Source organism: Pseudomonas brassicacearum (assembly GCF_000585995.1).
Taxonomy (GTDB): domain Bacteria; phylum Pseudomonadota; class Gammaproteobacteria; order Pseudomonadales; family Pseudomonadaceae; genus Aquipseudomonas; species Aquipseudomonas brassicacearum_A.
Window position 1 is genome coordinate 775,717 of record NZ_CP007410.1, and the last position, 19,284, is coordinate 795,000.

18 protein-coding genes (1 of these 18 only partly in view) are annotated in these 19,284 nt (G+C 61.6%); 6 read left to right on the forward strand and 12 right to left on the reverse strand.

The genetic code is table 11. From position 1 onward, the window contains the following. Positions 1-33 precede the first annotated feature (33 nt). The 3 genes from CD58_RS03280 to CD58_RS03290 all read left to right on the forward strand — a co-directional run bounded on the left by CD58_RS03280 (position 34) and on the right by CD58_RS03290 (position 3,397). Entirely contained in the window at positions 34-963 is a 930-nt protein-coding gene (locus CD58_RS03280) for a LysR family transcriptional regulator (protein WP_025211649.1), read from the forward strand. 222 nt (positions 964-1,185) lie between these two features. Then, positions 1,186-1,917, forward strand: coding sequence for an ArsR/SmtB family transcription factor (locus CD58_RS03285; protein WP_025211650.1), 732 nt, complete (start codon positions 1,186-1,188; stop codon positions 1,915-1,917). Between the two features lie 97 nt (positions 1,918-2,014). Beyond that, positions 2,015-3,397: an MFS transporter gene (locus CD58_RS03290; protein WP_025211651.1), complete on the forward strand. Its 1,383-nt coding sequence runs from the start codon at positions 2,015-2,017 to the stop codon at positions 3,395-3,397. Positions 3,398-3,515: 118 nt separating this feature from the next. Here the strand turns inward: CD58_RS03290 and CD58_RS03295 are convergent, their stop codons facing one another. The 3 genes from CD58_RS03295 to CD58_RS03305 form a co-directional block, all read right to left on the reverse strand. Further along, positions 3,516-4,469 (reverse strand): adenosine deaminase, encoded by a 954-nt coding sequence (locus tag CD58_RS03295; protein ID WP_025211652.1) that lies wholly within the window; start codon positions 4,467-4,469, stop codon positions 3,516-3,518. Between the two features lie 83 nt (positions 4,470-4,552). After that, positions 4,553-5,518 (reverse strand): 2-oxoglutarate and iron-dependent oxygenase domain-containing protein, encoded by a 966-nt coding sequence (locus tag CD58_RS03300; RefSeq protein WP_025211653.1) that lies wholly within the window; start codon positions 5,516-5,518, stop codon positions 4,553-4,555. A 146-nt stretch (positions 5,519-5,664) separates the two neighbouring features. Next, complete coding sequence (locus tag CD58_RS03305) at positions 5,665-6,747, reverse strand: BMP family ABC transporter substrate-binding protein (protein WP_025211654.1); 1,083 nt, start codon at positions 6,745-6,747, stop codon at positions 5,665-5,667. A gap of 292 nt (positions 6,748-7,039) precedes the next feature. Between CD58_RS03305 and CD58_RS03310 the strand changes: the two genes are divergently transcribed. Next, entirely contained in the window at positions 7,040-8,131 is a 1,092-nt protein-coding gene (locus CD58_RS03310; RefSeq protein WP_025211655.1) for a calcium:proton antiporter, read from the forward strand. 125 nt (positions 8,132-8,256) lie between these two features. On the opposite strand, the gene CD58_RS03315 is transcribed toward CD58_RS03310, so the two are convergent. The 3 genes from CD58_RS03315 to CD58_RS03325 form a co-directional block, all read right to left on the reverse strand. Then, a complete protein-coding gene (locus CD58_RS03315) occupies positions 8,257-9,615 on the reverse strand; it encodes an 8-oxoguanine deaminase (RefSeq protein WP_025211656.1) in 1,359 nt (452 codons plus the stop codon). 249 nt (positions 9,616-9,864) lie between these two features. After that, positions 9,865-10,551: an SDR family oxidoreductase gene (locus CD58_RS03320; protein ID WP_025211657.1), complete on the reverse strand. Its 687-nt coding sequence runs from the start codon at positions 10,549-10,551 to the stop codon at positions 9,865-9,867. Positions 10,552-10,575: 24 nt separating this feature from the next. Next, the gene (locus CD58_RS03325) at positions 10,576-10,926 is read right to left on the reverse strand and encodes a MerR family transcriptional regulator (RefSeq protein ID WP_025211658.1); all 351 of its coding nucleotides are present in this window, start codon (positions 10,924-10,926) and stop codon (positions 10,576-10,578) included. An 80-nt stretch (positions 10,927-11,006) separates the two neighbouring features. Between CD58_RS03325 and CD58_RS03330 the strand changes: the two genes are divergently transcribed. Beyond that, positions 11,007-11,444 (forward strand): hypothetical protein, encoded by a 438-nt coding sequence (locus CD58_RS03330; RefSeq protein WP_025211659.1) that lies wholly within the window; start codon positions 11,007-11,009, stop codon positions 11,442-11,444. A 52-nt stretch (positions 11,445-11,496) separates the two neighbouring features. On the opposite strand, the gene CD58_RS03335 is transcribed toward CD58_RS03330, so the two are convergent. The 6 genes from CD58_RS03335 to CD58_RS03360 all read right to left on the reverse strand — a co-directional run bounded on the left by CD58_RS03335 (position 11,497) and on the right by CD58_RS03360 (position 17,917). Further along, positions 11,497-12,423: an ABC transporter permease gene (locus CD58_RS03335; RefSeq protein WP_025211660.1), complete on the reverse strand. Its 927-nt coding sequence runs from the start codon at positions 12,421-12,423 to the stop codon at positions 11,497-11,499. Then, positions 12,423-13,529 carry an ABC transporter permease gene (locus CD58_RS03340; protein WP_025211661.1) on the reverse strand — a complete coding sequence of 369 codons (1,107 nt, stop codon included), beginning with the start codon at positions 13,527-13,529 and terminating at the stop codon, positions 12,423-12,425. Before CD58_RS03340 ends, CD58_RS03335 begins: the two co-directional genes overlap by 1 nt. Positions 13,530-13,541: 12 nt before the next feature. Next, positions 13,542-15,095, reverse strand: a complete 1,554-nt coding sequence (locus CD58_RS03345; RefSeq protein WP_025211662.1) for an ABC transporter ATP-binding protein — start codon at positions 15,093-15,095, stop codon at positions 13,542-13,544. A gap of 534 nt (positions 15,096-15,629) precedes the next feature. Continuing rightward, complete coding sequence (locus CD58_RS03350) at positions 15,630-16,211, reverse strand: IMPACT family protein (RefSeq protein ID WP_025211663.1); 582 nt, start codon at positions 16,209-16,211, stop codon at positions 15,630-15,632. Positions 16,212-16,218: 7 nt separating this feature from the next. Then, positions 16,219-16,869, reverse strand: a complete 651-nt coding sequence (locus CD58_RS03355) for a TetR/AcrR family transcriptional regulator (protein ID WP_025211664.1) — start codon at positions 16,867-16,869, stop codon at positions 16,219-16,221. A 127-nt stretch (positions 16,870-16,996) separates the two neighbouring features. After that, complete coding sequence (locus CD58_RS03360) at positions 16,997-17,917, reverse strand: LysR family transcriptional regulator (protein ID WP_025211665.1); 921 nt, start codon at positions 17,915-17,917, stop codon at positions 16,997-16,999. Between the two features lie 186 nt (positions 17,918-18,103). Here CD58_RS03360 and CD58_RS03365 point away from each other — a divergent pair, with 186 nt between their 5' ends. After that, positions 18,104-19,284 carry the 5' portion of an aspartate aminotransferase family protein gene (locus CD58_RS03365; RefSeq protein ID WP_025211666.1) on the forward strand. It continues 106 nt past the right edge of the window, so only the first 1,181 of its 1,287 coding nucleotides appear in the window; its start codon is at positions 18,104-18,106; its stop codon lies off the right edge, out of view.

The window sequence follows — 19,284 nt, forward strand, 5'->3', positions numbered from 1 at the left end:
CTCTTTCAATAATTTTTTGATAATGGGGCCGCCATGCTTCGATTCGATGACTTGCAGTTGTTTGTCCGGGCGGCGGATCTGGGCAGTCTTTCTGCCGCGGCCAGGGTCATGGATCTGTCGGCGGCGGTAGCCAGCGCCGCGTTGAAGCGGATCGAGCAACACCTGGGCGCCCGGTTATTGGCCCGCTCCACCCGCAGTTTGCGCCTGACGGCCGAGGGTGAAGGTTTTCTTGAATATGCCCGCGCTGCGCTGGGGAGTCTCGAGGAGGGGCGACGGTTGTTGACCAGCGGCCAGGATCAGGTCAGCGGCGTGTTGCAGTTGTCCGCCCCGTCGGACCTGGGGCGCAACCTGCTGCTGCCCTGGCTGGATGCATTCCAGTGCGAGCATCCTGGGCTGACGGTGCGGCTGCTGCTGGGCGATCGCATTGCCAACCTGTTCAAGCAGCCGGTGGACATCGCGTTGCGTTATGGCGAGCCAGAAGATTCGAGCCTGGTGGCCTTGCCTGTCGCGCCGGATAACTACCGGGTGCTGTGCGCGTCGCCGGATTACCTGGCGCGTCATGGTGAGCCCCATCAATTGGAGCAACTGGCCCAGCACAACTGCCTGCTGTATATGCTCGGCACCCGGGTTCATGACCGTTGGTGCTTTCATGACGGCAAGCGGGAAGTGAGCCTCACCGTCAGCGGTGACCGCTTCAGTGACGACGCCGATGTGGTGCGGCGCTGGGCGGTGGCAGGCGCCGGCATCGCTTATAAATCATGGTTGGATGTCTCCACCGATGTGCTGGCCGGGCGTCTGAAAATCCTTTTGCCGCACCTGCGCTGCGAACGCGCGCCGCTCAATCTGCTGTGTGCTCACCGGGCGCAATTGAGCAAACCTATCAACCTTTTGCGGGAGATGCTCCAGGCCCGTTGCGGTCAGTTGACGGCTCAATTTCCGCTCTCGACAGGCGCTGGCCATTAGTCGCGGGCAAATAGAGACTTTTCCCTCACGAACAATCGCCTCCAAAGGTTTCTGGAGGACAGGAAACCTTGATCGCCGCGCTTATACTAGCGGCCGCCTGAATCGGCGCGGCATCGAGCGCGGCGTCGCGCGATTTGCAGCGGTTGGGCCGCTTTGGGCGACCCCCTTGCGGGTCAATATGCGCCAGAGCAGTAGACGAATGATTCAACAGGGAGTGAATACATGGAACATGCACCTTGCATCAGCCAGATCGCCACGCTGCTGGCCGACCCCAAGCGTAGCGCAATGATGTGGGCCTTGATGGACGGTACGGCCCGGCAGGCTGAAGAGTTGGCGTTACTGGCCGGGTTGTCGCCGTCCTCGGCCAGTGCTCATCTGGGACGCCTGTCCGCCGGAGGCCTGTTGAAAGTCGAAGCCCGGGGCCGCAAACGGTTTTTCCGCCTGGCCGCGCCCGAGATCGGGGCCGCCGTCGAGGCACTGGCCAGCGCGACCCTGGTCAGCACGCCACGGCAGATTCCGGAGGTTTTCAAGCGCGGTATCCTGCCTACCAAGGCGCCGTCGGCCCCCGCCTCATTGATGCGGGCCAGGCTCTGCGATGACCACCTGGGCGGTACCCTGGCGGCTGATCTGTATCAGCGACTGCTGGATGCCGGGTGGATCGAACAGTTCGACCAGCGGGTGATCGTCACCCATAAAGGCGCTAACCAGTTGGCCGGACACGGTCTGTTCATCCAGGCGCTGGCCCATCGCAACGCCCGCATCGCCTGCGCCTGTCCGGACTGGAGCGAGCGTCGTCCACACATGGGCGGAGCGCTGGGGGCGGCGTTGCTGCAACTGTTCATGCAGTCCGGTTGGCTGAGCCTGCCCAACGACTCGCGAGCCTTGCAAGTAACGGTGCTCGGCCAGCAGGAAATCCATCGGTTCGCCGAGCAGGACGCTTTGGAGATGGCCTAGTCGTTCAGGGCTTTCGCCAGGTCGTATTCAGCAATAGCCACCTGCAAGGTTCGCGCACACTCGGCCGGGGAATTAATCGGATCGGGGGGGATGCGGCATGAACATTCAGGGCTACAGCGCGGCGGAACGTTTGGAGCGGCTGCCCATCAGCGGCTATCACCGGATCATTTTTATCATCATTGCCCTGGCGTTTTTCTTCGACTCCATGGACCTGGCAATGATGACGTTCCTGCTGGGGTCGATCAAAACCGAGTTTGGCCTGAGCACAGCCCAGGCCGGTTTGCTCGCCAGCTCCAGTTTCTTCGGCATGGTGGTGGGCGCGTCGCTGTCGGGCATGCTGGCTGATCGCTTCGGGCGCAAACCGGTGTTCCAGTGGAGCATCGTGTTGTGGGGCATCGCCAGTTACTTGTGCTCCACCGCCCAGGACGTCGAGACGTTGACGCTGTTTCGCATCCTGTTGGGTATTGGCATGGGCATGGAGTTTCCGATTGCCCAGTCGATGCTCTCGGAGCTGATCCCGGCCAAGCGCCGAGGTCGCTACATTGCGCTGATGGACGGCTTCTGGCCGCTGGGGTTCGTTGCGGCGGGCATATTGTCGTATTTCCTGCTGCCGGTGATTGGCTGGCGCGACATCTTTTTGGTGCTGGCGGTGCCGGCGGTGTTTGTCCTGGCGATTCGCTTCTTTATCCCCGAGTCGCCGCGCTGGCTGGAACAAGCCGGACGAGGTGACGAAGCGGATGCGGTGCTCACGCGAATCGAAGACAAGGTCCGGGCCTCGCTGGGGCGTCGAGACCTGCCGGAGCCGATCCGCCTGCCGAGGGTGGCGAGTACGCCGGGCAGCTTCTTTTCGGCCCTGGCGCAGATCTGGTCGCCGCTGTATCGCCAGCGCACGATGATGATCTGGAGTGTCTGGTTCTTTGCCTTGCTCGGGTTCTATGGCCTGACGTCCTGGCTCAGCGCGTTGTTGCAGCAGTCGGGGTTCGCCGTGACTCAGTCGGTGTATTACACCGTGCTGATTTCCTTGGGCGGAATTCCCGGTTTCCTGATGGCGGCCTGGTTGGTAGAACGTTGGGGGCGTAAGCCGGTGTGCATTATCACGCTGCTGGGCGGCGGGGTGATGGCGTTTCTTTATGGTCAGAGCGCGGTGTTTGGTGGCAACGTCAGCCTGCTGATTGGCAGCGGGTTGCTGATGCAGTTTTTCCTGTTCGGTATGTGGGCGGTGCTCTATACCTACACGCCGGAGCTGTACCCCACCTCGGCACGCGCCACGGGTTCGGGCTTTGCCTCGGCGGTCGGCCGCGTCGGTTCGCTGCTCGGGCCATTGGTGACCGGGCTGGTATTCCCCATCACCGGGCAGGGCGGCGTATTTGCCCTGGGCGCGCTGTGCTTCGCCGTGGCGGCGGGTGTGGTGTGGTTGTTCGGGATGGAAACCCGGGGCAAGACGCTGGAGGAGTTGAGCGAAGGCACGGTGGCCGATTAAACACCGATCTCCTGTGGGAGCGAGCTTGCTCGCGAAGGCGGAGTGTCAGTCGATCACAAGGTGACTGACACACCGCCTTCGCGAGCAAGCCCGCTCCCACAGGGGATGATCGTCAGGCTTAAGGTTTTACCAGCCGCGCATCCAGGCTGTTTTGCGCCAGACGCTTGGCCTGGTCCTGGGTCATGCCCAGGTGGGTGTACAGCGCGTGGAAGTTTTCGGTGACGTAGCCGCCGAAGTACGCCGGGTCGTCGGAGTTCACCGTCACCTTCACACCGCGTTCGAGCATGTCGAGGATGTTGTGCTGCGACATGTCGTCGAACACGCATAGCTTGGTGTTGGACAGCGGGCAAACGGTCAACGGAATCTGTTCGTCGATGATCCGCTGCATCAGCCGCTCGTCTTCGATGGCGCGGACGCCATGGTCGATGCGCTGGATCTTCAGCAGGTCCAGGGCTTCCCAGATGTACTCGGGTGGACCTTCTTCGCCGGCGTGGGCGACGGTCAGGAAGCCTTCGTTGCGCGCACGGTCGAACACTCGCTGGAACTTGCTCGGCGGATGCCCCATCTCCGAACTGTCCAGGCCCACGGCGACGAAGGCATCGCGAAACGGCAGTGCCTGGTCGAGGGTTTTCTCGGCCTGTTCTTCGCTCAGGTGGCGCAGGAAACTCAGGATCAGACCACTGGTGATACCCAGTTGCTGCTCACCGTCCTTGAGGGCGGCGGCGATGCCGTTGAGCACCACTTCGAAGGGGATACCACGGTCGGTGTGGGTCTGCGGATCGAAGAATGGCTCGGTATGGATCACGTTCTGCGCCTTGCAACGCAACAGGTAGGCCCAGGTCAGGTCGTAGAAATCCTGAGAGGTGCGCAGTACATCGGCGCCCTGGTAATACAGGTCGAGGAACTCCTGCAGATTATTGAAGGCATAGGCCTTGCGCAGGGTCTCCACATCGCTCCATGGCAGGGCGATCTTGTTGCGTTCGGCCAGGGCGAACAGCAGCTCGGGCTCCAGCGAACCCTCCAGGTGCAGGTGCAGTTCAGCCTTGGGCAGGGCGTTCAGCCAGTCGTACATGGTCTTTTCTCATCAGCGAATCGATGGTGGGCATTCTACAGGGGCTGGCCGCAATGTCGGCTAAAACCTGACCGGCTGATCCACTACAGCGCTTGCGGCTCCCGCCGGTAAGCATAGGTGTCGGCGAAGCGCGACAGCAGGAATTCGGCGCAGGTGGTGGTCGGGTACTTCGGCGGATGCAGGTCATCCTGGCAACCGGGCAGGCACTCGATCAGCGTGTCGGGGTGCGGCTCGGCAAAGAACGGCATCGAATAACGGTCCACCCCCAGCGGGCTGATCACTCGATGCGGCGTCGACAGGTAACGGTCGTTGCTCCAGCGCGCCATCATGTCGCCGAGGTTGACCACGAACGTGCCGTCGATGGGCGGCGCATCGATCCATTGGCCGTTGACGTTGCGCACTTGCAAACCACCGGCGGCGTCCTGGTAGAGCAGGGTGATGCAACCGTAATCAGTGTGGGCGCCAGCCCCTTGCTGCTCGGCGCTACTGGCGGTCTGGCGTGGCGGGTAGTGGATCAGGCGCAGCACGCTCACTGGCTCGTTGAAGCGCGTGTCGAAAAAGTCTGGTTCGATGCCAAGGGCCAACGTCATGGCGCGTAGCAGGGTTTGGGCAAGTGCCTGCATGTCGCGGTAATGCTGCTCCATCAAGGTTTCCCAGCCGCCCAGGTTCGGGTGCCGGTTGGGGCCGCGCAGCGGTTTTTCCGCGAGTACTTCGGGATGATGGGCCGGCAGGTGCAGGCCCATGTCGAAGGTTTCCTTCAGGTCGCTGGGCTTGGTCGGGTCCAGTTGTTCGGTGGCGACGGCGCCGTAGCCGCGGTGGTGGCGGGTTTGGGTGATGTCGATCTTGAGTTTCTCTTCGACGGGCAAGGCGAAGAAGCGTTGGGCGTAGTCCAGGACTTCGGCGATACGCGCGGTATTGATGGGATGACCTTTGATGTAGAAAAAGCCCCACTGGCGGCAGGCATGGTCGATCTGCCCGGCGACGGATTGCCAGGCGTTGGAATCCTCGGTGTAGAGGGGGCTGATGTCGATGACGGGCAGGCTGTTCATGCGGCTTTCCTGAAGTGGAATGGAGACCCCATTGTGGGAGCGGGCTTGCTCGCGAAGACGGCGGTACATTCAGCATCAATGTTGACTGACGCTCCGCCTTCGCGAGCAAGCCCGCTCCCACATGGGATTTACATTGGGCTTGAAGGTTATTTGGGAATCTCAGCCTTCATGCCTTCGACGTAGTAATTCATCGACGCCAGCTGCGCGTTGGTGGCGCTCGTGCCCGCCGGGATTTTCTCGATCCCGGCCTGGTCCTTGATCGGCCCGGTGAACGGATGGAACGCGCCGCTCTCGATGTCGGCGATGATCTGCTCGGCTTCGCCCTTGACTGCTGCCGGCACCAGGTCGCTGATCGGTAGCTTCACGGTGCCTTCCTTCAGGCCGCCCCAGTAATCCTGGGATTTCCAGTTGTGGTCGAGCACGCTTTGGGTCGCTTGGATGTAGTGCGGGCCCCAGTCATTGACGATTGACGTCAGCACGGCCTTGGGACCGAAGTGAGCCATGTCCGAAGCGTAGCCGACCGCGTAGACGCCGCGTCGCTCGGCGGCCTGGATCGGCGCCGGGCTGTCAGTGTGCTGGAACACCACATCCACGCCCTGGTCGATCAGGGCGTTGGCGGCGTCGGCTTCCTTGCCCGGGTCGAACCAGGAATTGACCCACACCACTTTGATCTCGGTGCCCGGGTTGTATTTGTTCAGGGCCAGCTGGATGGCGTTGATGTCGCGGATGACTTCGGGGATCGGGAAAGACGCGACGTAGCCGATTTTCTTAGTCTTGGTCATCTTGGCCGCAAGGAACCCCCCAACGTAGCGGCCCTCGTAAGTGCGAGCCAGGTAGGTGCCCAGGTTCTTGTCCTGTTTGTAGCCGGTGGCGTGTTCGAAAGTCACCTTGGGAAATTGCTTGGCGACCTTCAGTGTCGGGTTCATGTAGCCAAAGGAGGTGGTGAAAATCAGGTCGTAGTTGTCCTTGGCCATGTTGCGGATCACCCGCTCGGCGTCCGCCCCTTCCGGCACGTTTTCCACGTAGTTGGTGGTGATCCGGTCGCCGAGTTTCGCCGTCAGTTCCTTACGCCCTTGCTCGTGCTGATAGGTCCAGCCGTGGTCGCCGATCGGGCCGATGTAGACGAAGCCGACCTTCAGCGGGTCGGCGGCACTGGCATTCAGGCCGGCACCCAGGCCGACGGCTGCGACGACGGCGCAAAGCAACTTCTTCAAGGGGCGTTTGTGCATGAACTCGAACTCCATTTTGTTGTGAGGTTGGCTGTACGGCACTAATGCAAAATGCTGACCAACAGGACAACAAAATCTGCGATCTTTTCGGGGCAGCCATCGCGAGCAAGCTCGCTCCCACAAAGGCAATGCACAACCTGTGGGAGCGAGCTTGCTCGCGATGAGGCCCTTGAGATCGATTAAGGTGCGCCTGCCACCCACTCGCCGCTGTCTGGTGCACCACACCGAACGAAACGTTCACCGTCCACTACAGTCTGTAGCTCATGACCCTATCCTCGCTGACAGGCCCGCGATGCTCACTTTGATCAAGCAAGAAAAACTGCTGTTGCTGGCGCTGATCGCCGCGTGTATCGCCTATCCGCTGGAACATTGGCTATTGGGCAACGGGCAACTGGTCGCGTTGATCAGCGGCCTGGTGCTAATCGGCTTCATTGTCGCGGCCTCCATGCGCGTGGCCCATCACGCTGAACTGCTCGCGGAAAAAGTCGGTGATCCTTACGGCACCATGATCCTGACCTTGTCGGCGGTGCTGGTAGAAGTGGTGATCCTGGCGATCATGATGAGCAACGAAGCGTCGTCGACATTGGTGCGGGACACGATCTACTCGGCGGTGATGCTCGACATCAACGGCATTCTCGGGCTCGCGGCGTTGATGGGCGGGATCAAGCATGGCGAGCAGGCCTACAACGATGATTCGGCGCGTACCTACAGCGTGATGATCCTCACCGCCATGGGCGTGTCGATGGTGGTGCCGGAGTTTATCCCCCAGCAGAACTGGAAAATGTATTCGGCCTTTACCATCGGCGCGATGATCGTGTTGTACACCTTATTCCTGCGCATGCAGGTGGGGCCTCACAGCTATTTTTTCAGCTACAGCTACCCGGAAAAACGCCGCAAGAAAGAGCCGGTGGAAAACGAGCCGAAACCCATCAGCCTGACGTTCTCCATCAGTGCGCTGGTGTTTGGCGTGGTGGTGATCGGTGCCCTGGCCGAGGTCATGTCCAAGGCCATCGACCTGGGCCTGGAAGGCTCGGGGGCGCCGCCGGTGGTCACGGCGATCCTGGTGGCTGCTATCTCTGCCGCACCGGAAATTCTCACCGCCCTGCGCGCCGCCCTGGCCAATCGCATGCAGTCGGTGGTGAACATCGCGCTGGGGGCTTCGCTATCGACCGTGATCCTGACGGTGCCCGTGATGGAAGCCATGGCCCTCTACACTGGCCAGCCGTTTCAGATGGCAATGACCCCAGTGCAGACGGTGATGATCTTCATCACCTTGATCGTCAGCGCCATCAACCTTAACGATGGCGAAACCAACGCCATCGAAGGCATGACCCACTTTGTGTTGTTTGCGACGTTTATTATGTTGTCGTTGTTGGGTCTTTAAGCCCTGCACAAAGCCAAACTGTGGGAGCGGGCTTGCTCGCGAAGGCGGTGTACCAGTCGACATCTATGTTGAATGGCACCCCGCCTTCGCGAGCAAGCCCGCTCCCACATGGGATTGATGTTAAGTTAGATGCCGGCGATCAACTCCCGCGCCGCCTGGCTGTGATCGGCAATCAGACCTTTCAAGTCCAACCCCTCGACCTGCCCGTCGATCACTCGCCATTGCCCGCCGATCATCACCCGATCCGCCCGGTCCGCCCCGCACAGCAGCAGGGCCGAGATCGGGTCGTGGCTGCCGGAGAAGCGCAGCTCATCGAGCTTGAACAGCGCCAGGTCAGCCTGCTTGCCCACCGCCAGTTCGCCGATGTCACTGCGCCCCAGCAACTGGGCCGAACCCCGGGTCGCCCAGCCCAGTACGCGCTCCGGCGTGATCGCTTGCGCGCCATAGCGCAGGCGCTGGAGGTACAACGCCTGACGGGTTTCGAGGATCATGTTCGAGGCGTCGTTGGAGGCCGAACCGTCCACGCCCAAGCCCAGCGGTGCGCCGGCGGCGGTCAGGTCCAGGGTCGGGCAGATGCCCGAGGCCAGGCGCATGTTGGAGCTGGGGCAATGGCAAATACCAGTGCCGGCGGCGCCGAGGCGGGCGATTTCATCCGGGTTGAAATGAATGCCGTGGGCCAGCCAGGTGCGCGGGCCGAGCCAGCCGACGCTGTCCAGGTAATCCACAGTGCGCAGGCCGAAGCGTTGCAGGCAAAAGTCCTCTTCATCGAGGGTCTCGGCCAGGTGCGTGTGCAAACGTACGTCGAGTTGTTCAGCCAGTTCGGCGCTGGCGCGCATGATCTCGGGCGTGACCGAAAACGGCGAGCAGGGCGCCAGGGCAATCTGGATCCGGGCGCCGTCACCGCGCTCATGGTATTGGCTGATCAACCGCTGGCTGTCGTCGAGAATCACTTGGCCCTGCTGCACGGTCTGCTGCGGCGGCAAGCCCCCGTCGGCTTCGCCCAGGCTCATGGAGCCGCGGGTCAGCATCGCGCGCATGCCTAGCTCACGAACACTGTGCACCTGCACGTCGATGGCATTTTCCAGGCCTTCGGGAAACAGGTAATGATGGTCGGCGGCCGTGGTGCAGCCCGACAGCAGCAACTCGGCCAAGGCCACTTTGCTCGCCAGGGCAAGTTTTTCCGGAGTCAGCCGCGCCCAAACCGGGTAGAGGGTTTTCAGCCACGGGAACAACGGCTGGTTCACCACCGGTGCCCAGGCCCGGGTCAGGGTTTGATAGAAGTGGTGATGGGTATTGATCAGCCCCGGCAGGACCACATGTTCACGCGCGTCGAAGATGTTGTTGCAAGGCTGGACGGGCTGCTGGCCGGGGCGCAGCAATTCGACGATCACGCCGTCCTGCAGGACGAGACCACCACGGGCATCGAGGTCGTTGGCGGTGAAAATGGCGAGGGGATTCTTTAACCAGGTACGGGTCGCAGGCATGGTGGCCGGCTCCTCTGAAAGTGGGTTCAGGTTAGCCAGCTCAGTGATGCCCTGTCTGCTGATCCAGGGTCGCCCGTTGGATAGGGCGAGGGGTGGAGTTTACTCAGGTTGTGTTGCAGATTTCCAGGGTCTGCCGAGATCCAAATGTGGGAGCGGGCTTGCTCGCGAAGGCGGACTGTCATTCAACATTGATGTCGACTGATATACCGCTTTCGCGAGCAAGCCCGCTCCCACAGGAGCAATGATGCTTTACCAGGGAATCGTTTCGCCCTTGTAGTTGACGAAGTGATGCCCGCCCTTGCCGGCGAAGGCGTTGACCTGGTCAATCAACCCACGGGTACTGGTTTCGACATCAATGTCCGCCCCTTCACCGCCCATGTCCGTCTTGACCCAGCCCGGGTGCAGCGACAGCACGGTCAACGTCTGTTCATCCAGTTGGCTGACGAAACTGTTGGTCATGGAGTTGAGCGCAGCCTTGCTTGCCTTGTACAGCGCCAGTTCCGGGGCGTCGGGCATGGTCACGCTGCCGAGCACCGAGCTCATGAACGCCAACACGCCGCTGCCGTCGCGGATCTGGCCGACGAAGCGCTGGGCCAGGTTGATCGGCGCGACGGCGTTGGTGAAGAACAACTGGCCGACCTCGGCCAGCGTCGCGCCCCCTGGGCTCTGGTTGTCGGGGCCTTTGACGCCGGCATTGACGAACAGCAGGTCGAAGGTTTCACCCTTGAGCTGTTGGCTCAGGGCGATGACGGCTTGCTGGTCGTCCATGTCGAGCTTTTCGATTCGCACCGGGCCCAGCGCTTTCAACGCCTCTGCGTTCTGCGGGTTGCGCACGGTGGCAATCACGTTCCAGCCGTCGCTGAGCAACGTCTTCACCAGACCGAGGCCCAAGCCGCGGGAGGCGCCGATGATCAATGCGTTTTTTGCCGAATTCATGAAGGCATCCTTGAGTGAAAAAGGTCACGGATTTAATGGACAACGCTGCCCGAGCCGTTGTTTCAGCTCGTGACGCAACGCGTCGAGTTCGCTCATGCGGGTTTCGATCAGGTTCAGTTTGTCTTGCAGCAGTTGCGTCACCGCGCAGTCGGGGTCGGGGGCGTTCCACAGGGCGGCGACGCTGGCGCCGATCTCGCCCAAGGTAAAGCCCAGGCGCTGGGCGGTCTTGATATAGAGCACCAGCTGGACCACGTCGGCGGGGTAATCGCGATAGCCATTGGCACTGCGCTGCGCCGCGATCAGGCCGCGCTGTTCGTAGAAGCGCAGCGTGTCACGGCTGACGGCGCAGGCTTGGGCTAATTCACCGATACGCATGGACGACTCCGGGGGGCTTGACCTTGGAGCATACCCCAGGCTTTAGCCTTTTCGCTCCCCAATTATCTGGAGCAACGTGTATGTGGACTTCGATGCAATATCGCCGGGTGGTGCGCGGCAGCGCCTGGTACGACCTTATCGTGTCGGCCGTGCTGGCCACGCCGTGGAGCTTTGCGGCGTTGCACGGTGTGTTGATGAGCCTGACTCAGCTATTTGACCTGCCTGGAGAGCTACCGCCGTTTGCGCCTGCACATCTGTTGATGGTGAATTTGCTGGGCTCGATTGTCTGCGTCTGGGCGGTGCTGCGGATTCGTGATCCGCAACCGCTATATGGGCGTTATGACGCGGTGGGGCGGTTTCTGTTTTCGACCTGGATGCTGTATGCGCTGCTTCATGGGGCCAGTGCGGTGTTGTGGGTTTTCCTGTTTCTGGAGGTGGTGTGGGGCGTCATGCAGACACTGCCCATCCGTGGCGAGGGAGCTTGCTCCCGCTCGACTGCGCAGCAGTCGCCTTCCTAGGAGGGACGCTGCGCGCCCCAGCGGGAGCAAGCTCCCTCGCCACGGGTGTACCTCAATGCCCCGCCTGCCAAGGCTGCCCCAGTGAAACCGGTGCATACAAGCGTGTGCGCACGGCATCCCGGGACAGCAGCACCAGCACCACGATGGTCGCGGCATACGGCAGCATCGCCAGCAAACTCGATGGAATCGCCAGCCCCAAGCCCTGGGCCACCAGGTGCAGGATGCTGGCGAGGCCAAACAGATAGGCGCCCAGCAGCAGGCGCCAGACCCGCCAACTGGCGAAGACCACCAGGGCCAGGGCGATCCAGCCGCGCCCGGCGCTCATGTTCTCGGCCCACATCGGCGTGTAGGCCAACGACAGGTAAGCACCGGCCAACCCCGCCATGGCGCCGCCGAACAGCACCGCCAGGGTTCGCACGCGCAACACCGGCAGGCCCATGGCACTGGCGGCGTCGGGGTTCTCGCCGACAGCCTGGATGATCAACCCGGCGCGGCTTTTCACGATCACCCACGCCACCAGGGCAAACAGCGTGAAGGACAGGTAAACCAGCAGGTCCTGGGCAAACAGCATCCGCCCGATCAGCGGGATGTCACTCAAATAGGGGATCGCCAGCGGCTCGAACCCCGCCAGCGGCTTGCCGACCCAGGCCGCCCCGACAAAGCTCGACAGGCCCACGCCGAAAATCGTCAGCGCCAACCCGGTGGCCACCTGATTGGCGTTGAACACCAGCGCCACCCATGCGAACAGCGCCGACAGCAGCATCCCGGCGGCCATTGCCAACAGCACCCCCAGCCACAGGTTGCCGCTGTTGAAGGCGACGATAAAACCGATCACCGCGCCGAACAGCATCATGCCTTCCTGGCCCAGGTTCAGGACGCCGCTTTTCTCGCAGACCAGTTCACCCAGGGCCACTAGCAGCAAGGGTGTGCCGCAGCGGACCATGGCGTAGAAAATGTTGCTCAACAGGTCGATATCCATTACAGCGCTCCTGCTTGTACGGCGGTGGTCCGGGTGCGCCGGGTCCAGCGCAGGTTCAGGCGTGGCCGGTACAGGATCAGTACGTCACAGGCCAGCAGGAAAAACAGCATCATCCCCTGGAACAGTTGGGTGATTGCCTGGGGCAGGTTGAGCGACATCTGCGCGCTCTCGCCGCCGATGTACAGCAACGCCATCAACAGGCTGGAAAACAGAATGCCGATGGGATTGAGGCGGCCCAGGAACGCCACGGTTATCGCCGCGTAGCCATAGCCCGGCGACACCTGCGGCACCAGTTGGCCGATCGGCCCGGTCACTTCACAGACACCGGCCAGCCCGGCCAGCGCCCCGCTGATCACCAGCGCCAGCCACACCAGCGGTTTCTGGCGAAACCCGGCGAAACCGGCGGCGCGTGCGTCGAGGCCCAGCACTTTGATTTGAAAGCCGACAAAACTTTTCTGCAGCAAGACCCACACCGCTACCAGCGCCAGCAAGGCGAAGTACAACCCGGCATGGACCCGCCCATCTTCCAGCAGCAACGGCAGGCGACTGGCCTCGCCGAACATCGCCGATTCCGGGAAGTTGAAACCCGCCGGGTCCTTCAACGGCCCATGAACGCAAAACAGCAGCAGGTTCAGGGCGATGTAGTTGAGCATGATGCTGGTGAGGATTTCATTGGCATTGAAGCGCGTGCGCAGCCACGCCGTGAGTCCGGCCCAGGCCGCACCGGCCAAGGTCCCGGTCAGTAGAATCAGCACCAGCGCCCAGCGGCTTTGCACACCGATGATGTTCACGGCGAGAGCGCTGCCGGCCAGGGCACCCAACAACAGTTGGCCTTCGGCGCCGATGTTCCAGATTCGCGCCTGATAGGCCACTGCCAGACCGAGGGCGCAGAGTAGGATCGGCAAGGTCTTGACCAGCCACTCGGACACCCCGTAGAGGTCGCTGATCGGCGCGATCAACAAGGTGTACAACGTTTGCAACGGGTCATGACCCAGGGCGATAAAGAGCAGCGAGCCACTGCCCAAGGTCAATACGGCCGCCAGTAGCGGTGAGCACCAGAGCATCAGGCGTGATTGCTGGCCGCGAGGTTCGAGAGAAAGCAGCATGAAAGAACTCCGTTAAACCGACGCGGGGGCAGGGGATGGGGACGTGTCGAACTGGCCGGCCATCCAGCCGCCGACGTCACTGAGTCGGGTCTCGACCGTGGGCTTCAAGACCGACAGTCGTCCAGCGCATAACGCTGCGAGGCGGTCGCTGATCTGGAACAGTTCGTCGAGGTCTTCGGAGATCACCAGGATCGCCGCGCCGGCATCGCGCAGGGCGATCAAGGCGCGATGAATGGTCGCCGCCGCACCGACATCCACGCCCCAGGTCGGGTGGGCAGCCACCAGCAGCTTCGGTTGCTGAAGGATCTCCCGGCCGAGAATGAATTTCTGCAGGTTCCCCCCCGAAAGGCTACGCGCCGGGGTTTGGGTGTCGGGTGTCTTCACGCCAAAGCGGCGGATGATCTCTTCGGCCAAGCGCTCGACCTTACGGCGTCGAATCAGTCCATGGCTGACCAGACCCTGCTGGAAGGCGCTGAGCAAGGCATTGTCTGCCAGGCTCAATTGCGGCACGGCGCCGTGACCCAGACGTTCGGCGGGAACGAAGGCCAGCCCGAGCCGGCGACGGGCATCGGGGCGCAGATGAGCCACGGGTTGCCCGTCGAATCGGATGGTTTCGCCTTGCTGGCGGGGAAGTTGCGTTTCTCCGCTGAGCAACGCCAGCCACTCGTCCTGGCCGTTACCCGCCACGCCGGCGACGCCGACGATTTCGCCGCTGCGCACCTCCAGGTCGATATCCCGCAGCGAGCAGCCGAACGGGTCCGGGTTGTGCCATGACAGTTTGTTGATCTCAAGGAACGCTTTGTCTGCGCTGACCTTGGGGTAGTCGGCGATCAGTCCGGCGCTCTCACCGACCATCAACTGCGCCAATTCACGGTCCGAGCATTGTGCCGGTGTGCAGTGCCCCGACACCCGCCCGCCACGCAGCACCGTGGCGCTGTGACACAACGCCCGAACCTCGGCCAACTTGTGGCTGATAAACAAAATACTGCAGCCTTCGCCTGCCAGGCGACGCAGGGTCACGAACAGGTCGTCGGCTTCCTGGGGAGTGAGCACCGAGGTGGGCTCATCAAGAATCAGCAGTCGAATGTCCTGCATCAGGCAGCGAATGATCTCGACTCGCTGCCGCTCGCCAATTGACAGGCTGTGGACCAGCCGCTGCGGCTCCAGCGCCATGCCGTAGCGGCGGGAAACTTCACGGATCCTGGGTTCCAGGTGAGCCGGCGTACCGGCCGCCGCTCCCATCGCCAGGGCAATGTTCTGCGCAACAGTGAGGGTTTCGAACAGCGAGAAATGCTGGAACACCATGCCGATCCCCAGGCTGCGGGCCTGGGCTGGATTGCGCAGGCTGATCCGCTGGCCTTGCCAGATCACTTCGCCCGAATCCGCCGGGGTGACGCCGTAGATAATTTTCATCAGGGTGCTTTTGCCCGCACCGTTTTCCCCGAGCAAGGCGTGGATCTCTCCGGGCTGGATGCTCAGGTCGATGGCGTCGTTCGCCAGGCAGCCGGGGTAGCGTTTGCTGATCTTGCGCAACTGCAGGCGTGGGACGGAATTGGTGTCGGACATGACAGGCTCGGGTCGATGAACAGGAATGCCGGTGGATAAAGCAATTTCCTGGCCACTAGGTCAGGATTTTGCGTAAACCCCGAATGTCAGGCCCTCAGCGTATAGCCTGGGCACTGTTACCTAGGACTCATCCTGCACCGGCTTGGGGCGCGCGCGGTCATCGAGGCCCTGGCTTGCCCTGAAATAGGTGGTTAAAAATTGAGCAAGCAGCTGCAAGCCATGCCCTTCTTGGGGCCGCGAGAGCCATGAACGGGTTATCCACAGATTGCTCCACAGTTATTGTGCGCAAGCCGAACACTCGGGCATAAGCACTGCGTGGCTTTCTTCTAAAGGTGATAAACCGCCCAAGCGATTGTTTTGTTGATGGATTTATCGGTTGGATGGGACGTTGGCTGAAAAGTGAGCAACCCTCTAAAACCCGCATGACAGAAGGGTTACAGAGGAATGTGCTCAGGTTATCCACAAGCAGGTGCACAGTGGATGTGGGCAAGTTGCACGTTTGCGTGGCGCCTTTAAAGGTTGCAGGCCTTCGACTCAGCGCGCTAACAGAATCCGTCCACGGCTCAGGTCGGCCAATTGCTTCTGCAGGGCTTCTATTTGCGCCTCACCCACGGCTATCTGCAAGTCCACTCCATTGGCTGTGAAGGTTTCGTCGTTCACCAGCCCGCCTCGTTCGGCAACCCGCAATTTCACCAGGGCCAGTTCCGCAAACCCGCAGGTACAGCGCAGCGCCACGCGGCTGATCAATTCAATTTTATCGGCGTTTTGCAGGCATTTGTTCGCGCCGCCACCATAGGCCCGGGCCAGCCCGCCGGTGCCCAGTTGAATGCCGCCGTACCAACGGATCACCAGTACCGCGACCTGATCGCAGGCTTGCGCTTCGATGGCTGCCAGGATCGGGCGTCCGGCGGTGCCACCCGGCTCGCCATCGTCGTTGCTGCGGTATTGATCGCCGAGTTTCCAGGCCCAGCAATTGTGCGAGGCGTTGAGGTCGCTGTGCTGTTCGATAAAAGCCTGGGCGTCGGCGGGGCTGGTGATGGGCGCGGCGAAGGTGATGAAGCGGCTTTTGCGAATTTCTTCACGGTATTCGCAAAAGCCGGCAAGGGTAAAGGGCATGGGAGTCTTATAAAGCAGGTGTCAGGCCGCAGCCCTTGAGGATGATGTGGGTCAGGTTGTCGCCGGCATCGATCATGTCCTGTTTGGTCAACTTGCTGCGACCGGTGACACGACAGATCTGGGTGGCGAAGTCGGCGTAATGCTGGGTACTGCCCCAGAGCAGGAAGATGAGATGCACCGGGTCGACCGGGTCCATCTTGCCCGCATCGATCCAGGCCTGGAACACGGCGGCACGGCCATTGAACCAGGCGCGATAGTCCTGGTTGAAGTACTCGGTCAGGCATTCGCCACCGCTGATCACCTCCATGGCGAACAGCCGCGACGCCTGGGGCTGGCGGCGGGAAAACTCCATCTTGGCGCGGATGTAGCGGGTCAGGGCTTCGGCTGGATCATCCTCGGCGGTAAGGGTATTGAAGGTGCTGTCCCACAATTCGATGATGTTGCTCAGTACTGCCACATACAACCCGAGCTTGTTGGTGAAGTAATAGTGCAGGTTTGCCTTGGGCAGCCCGGCCTTCAGGGCGATGGCATTCATGCTGGTGCCTTTGAACCCGTGACGGGCGAACTCATCTTCGGCGGCCTTGAGGATCGTCTCTTCGTTCTTTTGACGAATTCGACTGGTGGGCTTGCCACCGTGGGCTGGGACTTCAAAGGTCATGGACGTTTCCGGGGCTGGGTCTGTGGGGCAAGCAACTGCGTTGATAGCGCACCGGCATCAATCCGACAAGTGCCATCACACTAAAAAACCTCCGTCGATGACCAGGCCAACCTCGAGCAATGTGGGATCAGCGGGTGGCCGCCAGGCTCTCGAGAAAACTTTCCAGCACCAGATGAGGTCGACGGCCCTTGCGGGTGACCGAGGCCAGGCTCAGGTCATAGAAACGCACCGTGGGTTTCAAGGCGCGCAACCGACCCTGCTGGACCCAGAGACTGGCGTAGTGATCTGGCAGGTAACCAATGTAGCGCCCGGTGAGAATCAGGAACGCCATGCCTTCGCGGTCCGAGGCGCTGGCGGTGCAATTGAGTGCCTGGTAATGGGCCTGGATGTCGGCCGGCAGGCGAAAGGTTGGTGCGATCGCGTCCTGGCTATTGAGGCGCGCGTCGTCGAGTTGCTGGTCATCCACATAAAACAACGGATGCCCGACCGCGCAATACAGCAGCGACCGTTCGCTGTAGAGCGGCTGATATTCCAGTCCGGAAAGGGCACTGGCTTGAGGGACCACGCCGACATGCAGGCGGCCGTCGAGCACGCCTTGCTCGACTTCGTTAGGGGCGATCATGCGGATCTGAATCTGCACGTCGGGCCCGCGCTCTTTCAATTGAGCCAGTGCGTGGGTGATGCGCATGTGGGGCAGGGTGACCAGATTGTCGGTCAGGCCGATGGTCAATTCGCCGCGCAAATGCTGGTGCAGGCCGTTGACCTCGGTACGAAAGCTTTCCAGCGCACTCAATAACTGTAACGCCGACTGATAAACCTCACGACCTTCCTCGGTCAGGGAAAACCCCGCCCGTCCGCGCTGGCACAGACGCAGGCCGAGGCGCTGTTCGAGGTCGCTCATCTGCTGGCTGATGGCCGAGCGACCGATGCCGAGCACTGTTTCGGCGGCGGAGAATCCACCGCACTCCACCACGCTGCGGAAAATGCGCAGCAAGCGGATATCAAAGTCGCTGACCTGGGCCAGCGGATCGGGACGGCGAGCGCTCATAGTTTAGTGATCCGCTGACTAAAGGTTAGAAAAGTTGGATTTCATCGACTTTATCGCCGTGGCAACTTAGCTGCAAGAACGCCTTTCGATCCCTGTCGCTTATGTCCTGCGAGGTTTTGTCGATGAACATGCCCCGAACACGCTGCCGGTTCCCTGGCCAGTCAGCTCAAGCTTGATGCCCACTGGATGCCCTACACCGCCAACCGCAATTTCCAACGCGACCCGCGCCTGATCGTCGCCGCCGAAGGCAGCTGGCTGGTGGATGACAAGGGGCGCAAGGTATACGACTCGCTCTCGGGCTTGTGGACATGCGGCGCCGGGCACACCCGCAAGGAAATCCAGGAAGCGGTCGCCAAGCAGCTGGGCACCCTCGATTACTCGCCGGGTTTCCAGTACGGCCATCCGCTGTCGTTCCAACTGGCGGAAAAAATCACCAGCCTGACCCCGGGCAACCTCAACCATGTGTTCTTCACCGACTCTGGCTCCGAGTGCGCCGATACCGCGGTGAAAATGGTCCGCGCCTACTGGCGTCTCAAGGGCCAGGCGACCAAGACCAAGATGATCGGTCGTGCCCGTGGTTATCACGGGGTGAACATTGCCGGCACCAGCCTCGGCGGCGTCAACGGTAACCGTAAGCTGTTCGGCCAGGCCATGATGGACGTCGATCACTTGCCCCACACCTTGCTGGCCAGCAATGCCTATTCCCGTGGCATGCCGAAGGAGGGGGGCATTGCCTTGGCCGATGAGCTGCTGAAGCTAATCGAGTTGCACGATGCCTCCAACATCGCCGCCGTATTCGTCGAACCGATGGCCGGCTCGGCCGGTGTGCTGGTGCCGCCTGAGGGCTACCTCAAGCGCCTGCGGGAAATCTGTGACCAGCACAATATCCTGCTGGTGTTCGATGAAGTGATCACCGGTTTCGGCCGCACCGGTTCGATGTTCGGCGCCGATAGCTTTGGCGTGATCCCGGACCTGATGTGCATTGCCAAGCAAGTCACCAATGGTGCGATCCCTATGGGCGCGGTGATTGCCAGCTCCGAGATCTACCAGACCTTCATGAACCAACCGACACCCGAGTATGCAGTTGAGTTTCCCCATGGCTATACCTACTCGGCGCACCCGGTGGCGTGCGCGGCTGGTCTGGCGGCGCTGGACTTGCTGCAAAAGGAAAACCTGGTGCAGAGCGTGGCTGAGGTCGCGCCACATTTTGAGAATGCATTGCACGGTTTGAAGGGCTCGAAGAACGTCATCGACATTCGTAACTATGGCCTGGCCGGGGCGATCCAGATCGCTGGCCGTGATGGTGACGCCATCGTGCGCCCGTTCGAGGCCGGCATGGCGTTGTGGAAAGCCGGGTTCTATGTGCG

Coding starts and splice junctions, on each gene's coding strand:
- CD58_RS03280 (WP_025211649.1), top strand. CDS start 34: ATGCTTCGATTCGATGACTTGCAGTTGTTTGTCCGGGCGGCGGATCTG.
- CD58_RS03285 (WP_025211650.1), top strand. CDS start 1,186: ATGGAACATGCACCTTGCATCAGCCAGATCGCCACGCTGCTGGCCGAC.
- CD58_RS03290 (WP_025211651.1), top strand. CDS start 2,015: ATGAACATTCAGGGCTACAGCGCGGCGGAACGTTTGGAGCGGCTGCCC.
- CD58_RS03295 (WP_025211652.1), bottom strand. CDS start 4,469: ATGTACGACTGGCTGAACGCCCTGCCCAAGGCTGAACTGCACCTGCAC.
- CD58_RS03300 (WP_025211653.1), bottom strand. CDS start 5,518: ATGAACAGCCTGCCCGTCATCGACATCAGCCCCCTCTACACCGAGGAT.
- CD58_RS03305 (WP_025211654.1), bottom strand. CDS start 6,747: ATGCACAAACGCCCCTTGAAGAAGTTGCTTTGCGCCGTCGTCGCAGCC.
- CD58_RS03310 (WP_025211655.1), top strand. CDS start 7,040: ATGCTCACTTTGATCAAGCAAGAAAAACTGCTGTTGCTGGCGCTGATC.
- CD58_RS03315 (WP_025211656.1), bottom strand. CDS start 9,615: ATGCCTGCGACCCGTACCTGGTTAAAGAATCCCCTCGCCATTTTCACC.
- CD58_RS03320 (WP_025211657.1), bottom strand. CDS start 10,551: ATGAATTCGGCAAAAAACGCATTGATCATCGGCGCCTCCCGCGGCTTG.
- CD58_RS03325 (WP_025211658.1), bottom strand. CDS start 10,926: ATGCGTATCGGTGAATTAGCCCAAGCCTGCGCCGTCAGCCGTGACACG.
- CD58_RS03330 (WP_025211659.1), top strand. CDS start 11,007: ATGTGGACTTCGATGCAATATCGCCGGGTGGTGCGCGGCAGCGCCTGG.
- CD58_RS03335 (WP_025211660.1), bottom strand. CDS start 12,423: ATGGATATCGACCTGTTGAGCAACATTTTCTACGCCATGGTCCGCTGC.
- CD58_RS03340 (WP_025211661.1), bottom strand. CDS start 13,529: ATGCTGCTTTCTCTCGAACCTCGCGGCCAGCAATCACGCCTGATGCTC.
- CD58_RS03345 (WP_025211662.1), bottom strand. CDS start 15,095: ATGTCCGACACCAATTCCGTCCCACGCCTGCAGTTGCGCAAGATCAGC.
- CD58_RS03350 (WP_025211663.1), bottom strand. CDS start 16,211: ATGCCCTTTACCCTTGCCGGCTTTTGCGAATACCGTGAAGAAATTCGC.
- CD58_RS03355 (WP_025211664.1), bottom strand. CDS start 16,869: ATGACCTTTGAAGTCCCAGCCCACGGTGGCAAGCCCACCAGTCGAATT.
- CD58_RS03360 (WP_025211665.1), bottom strand. CDS start 17,917: ATGAGCGCTCGCCGTCCCGATCCGCTGGCCCAGGTCAGCGACTTTGAT.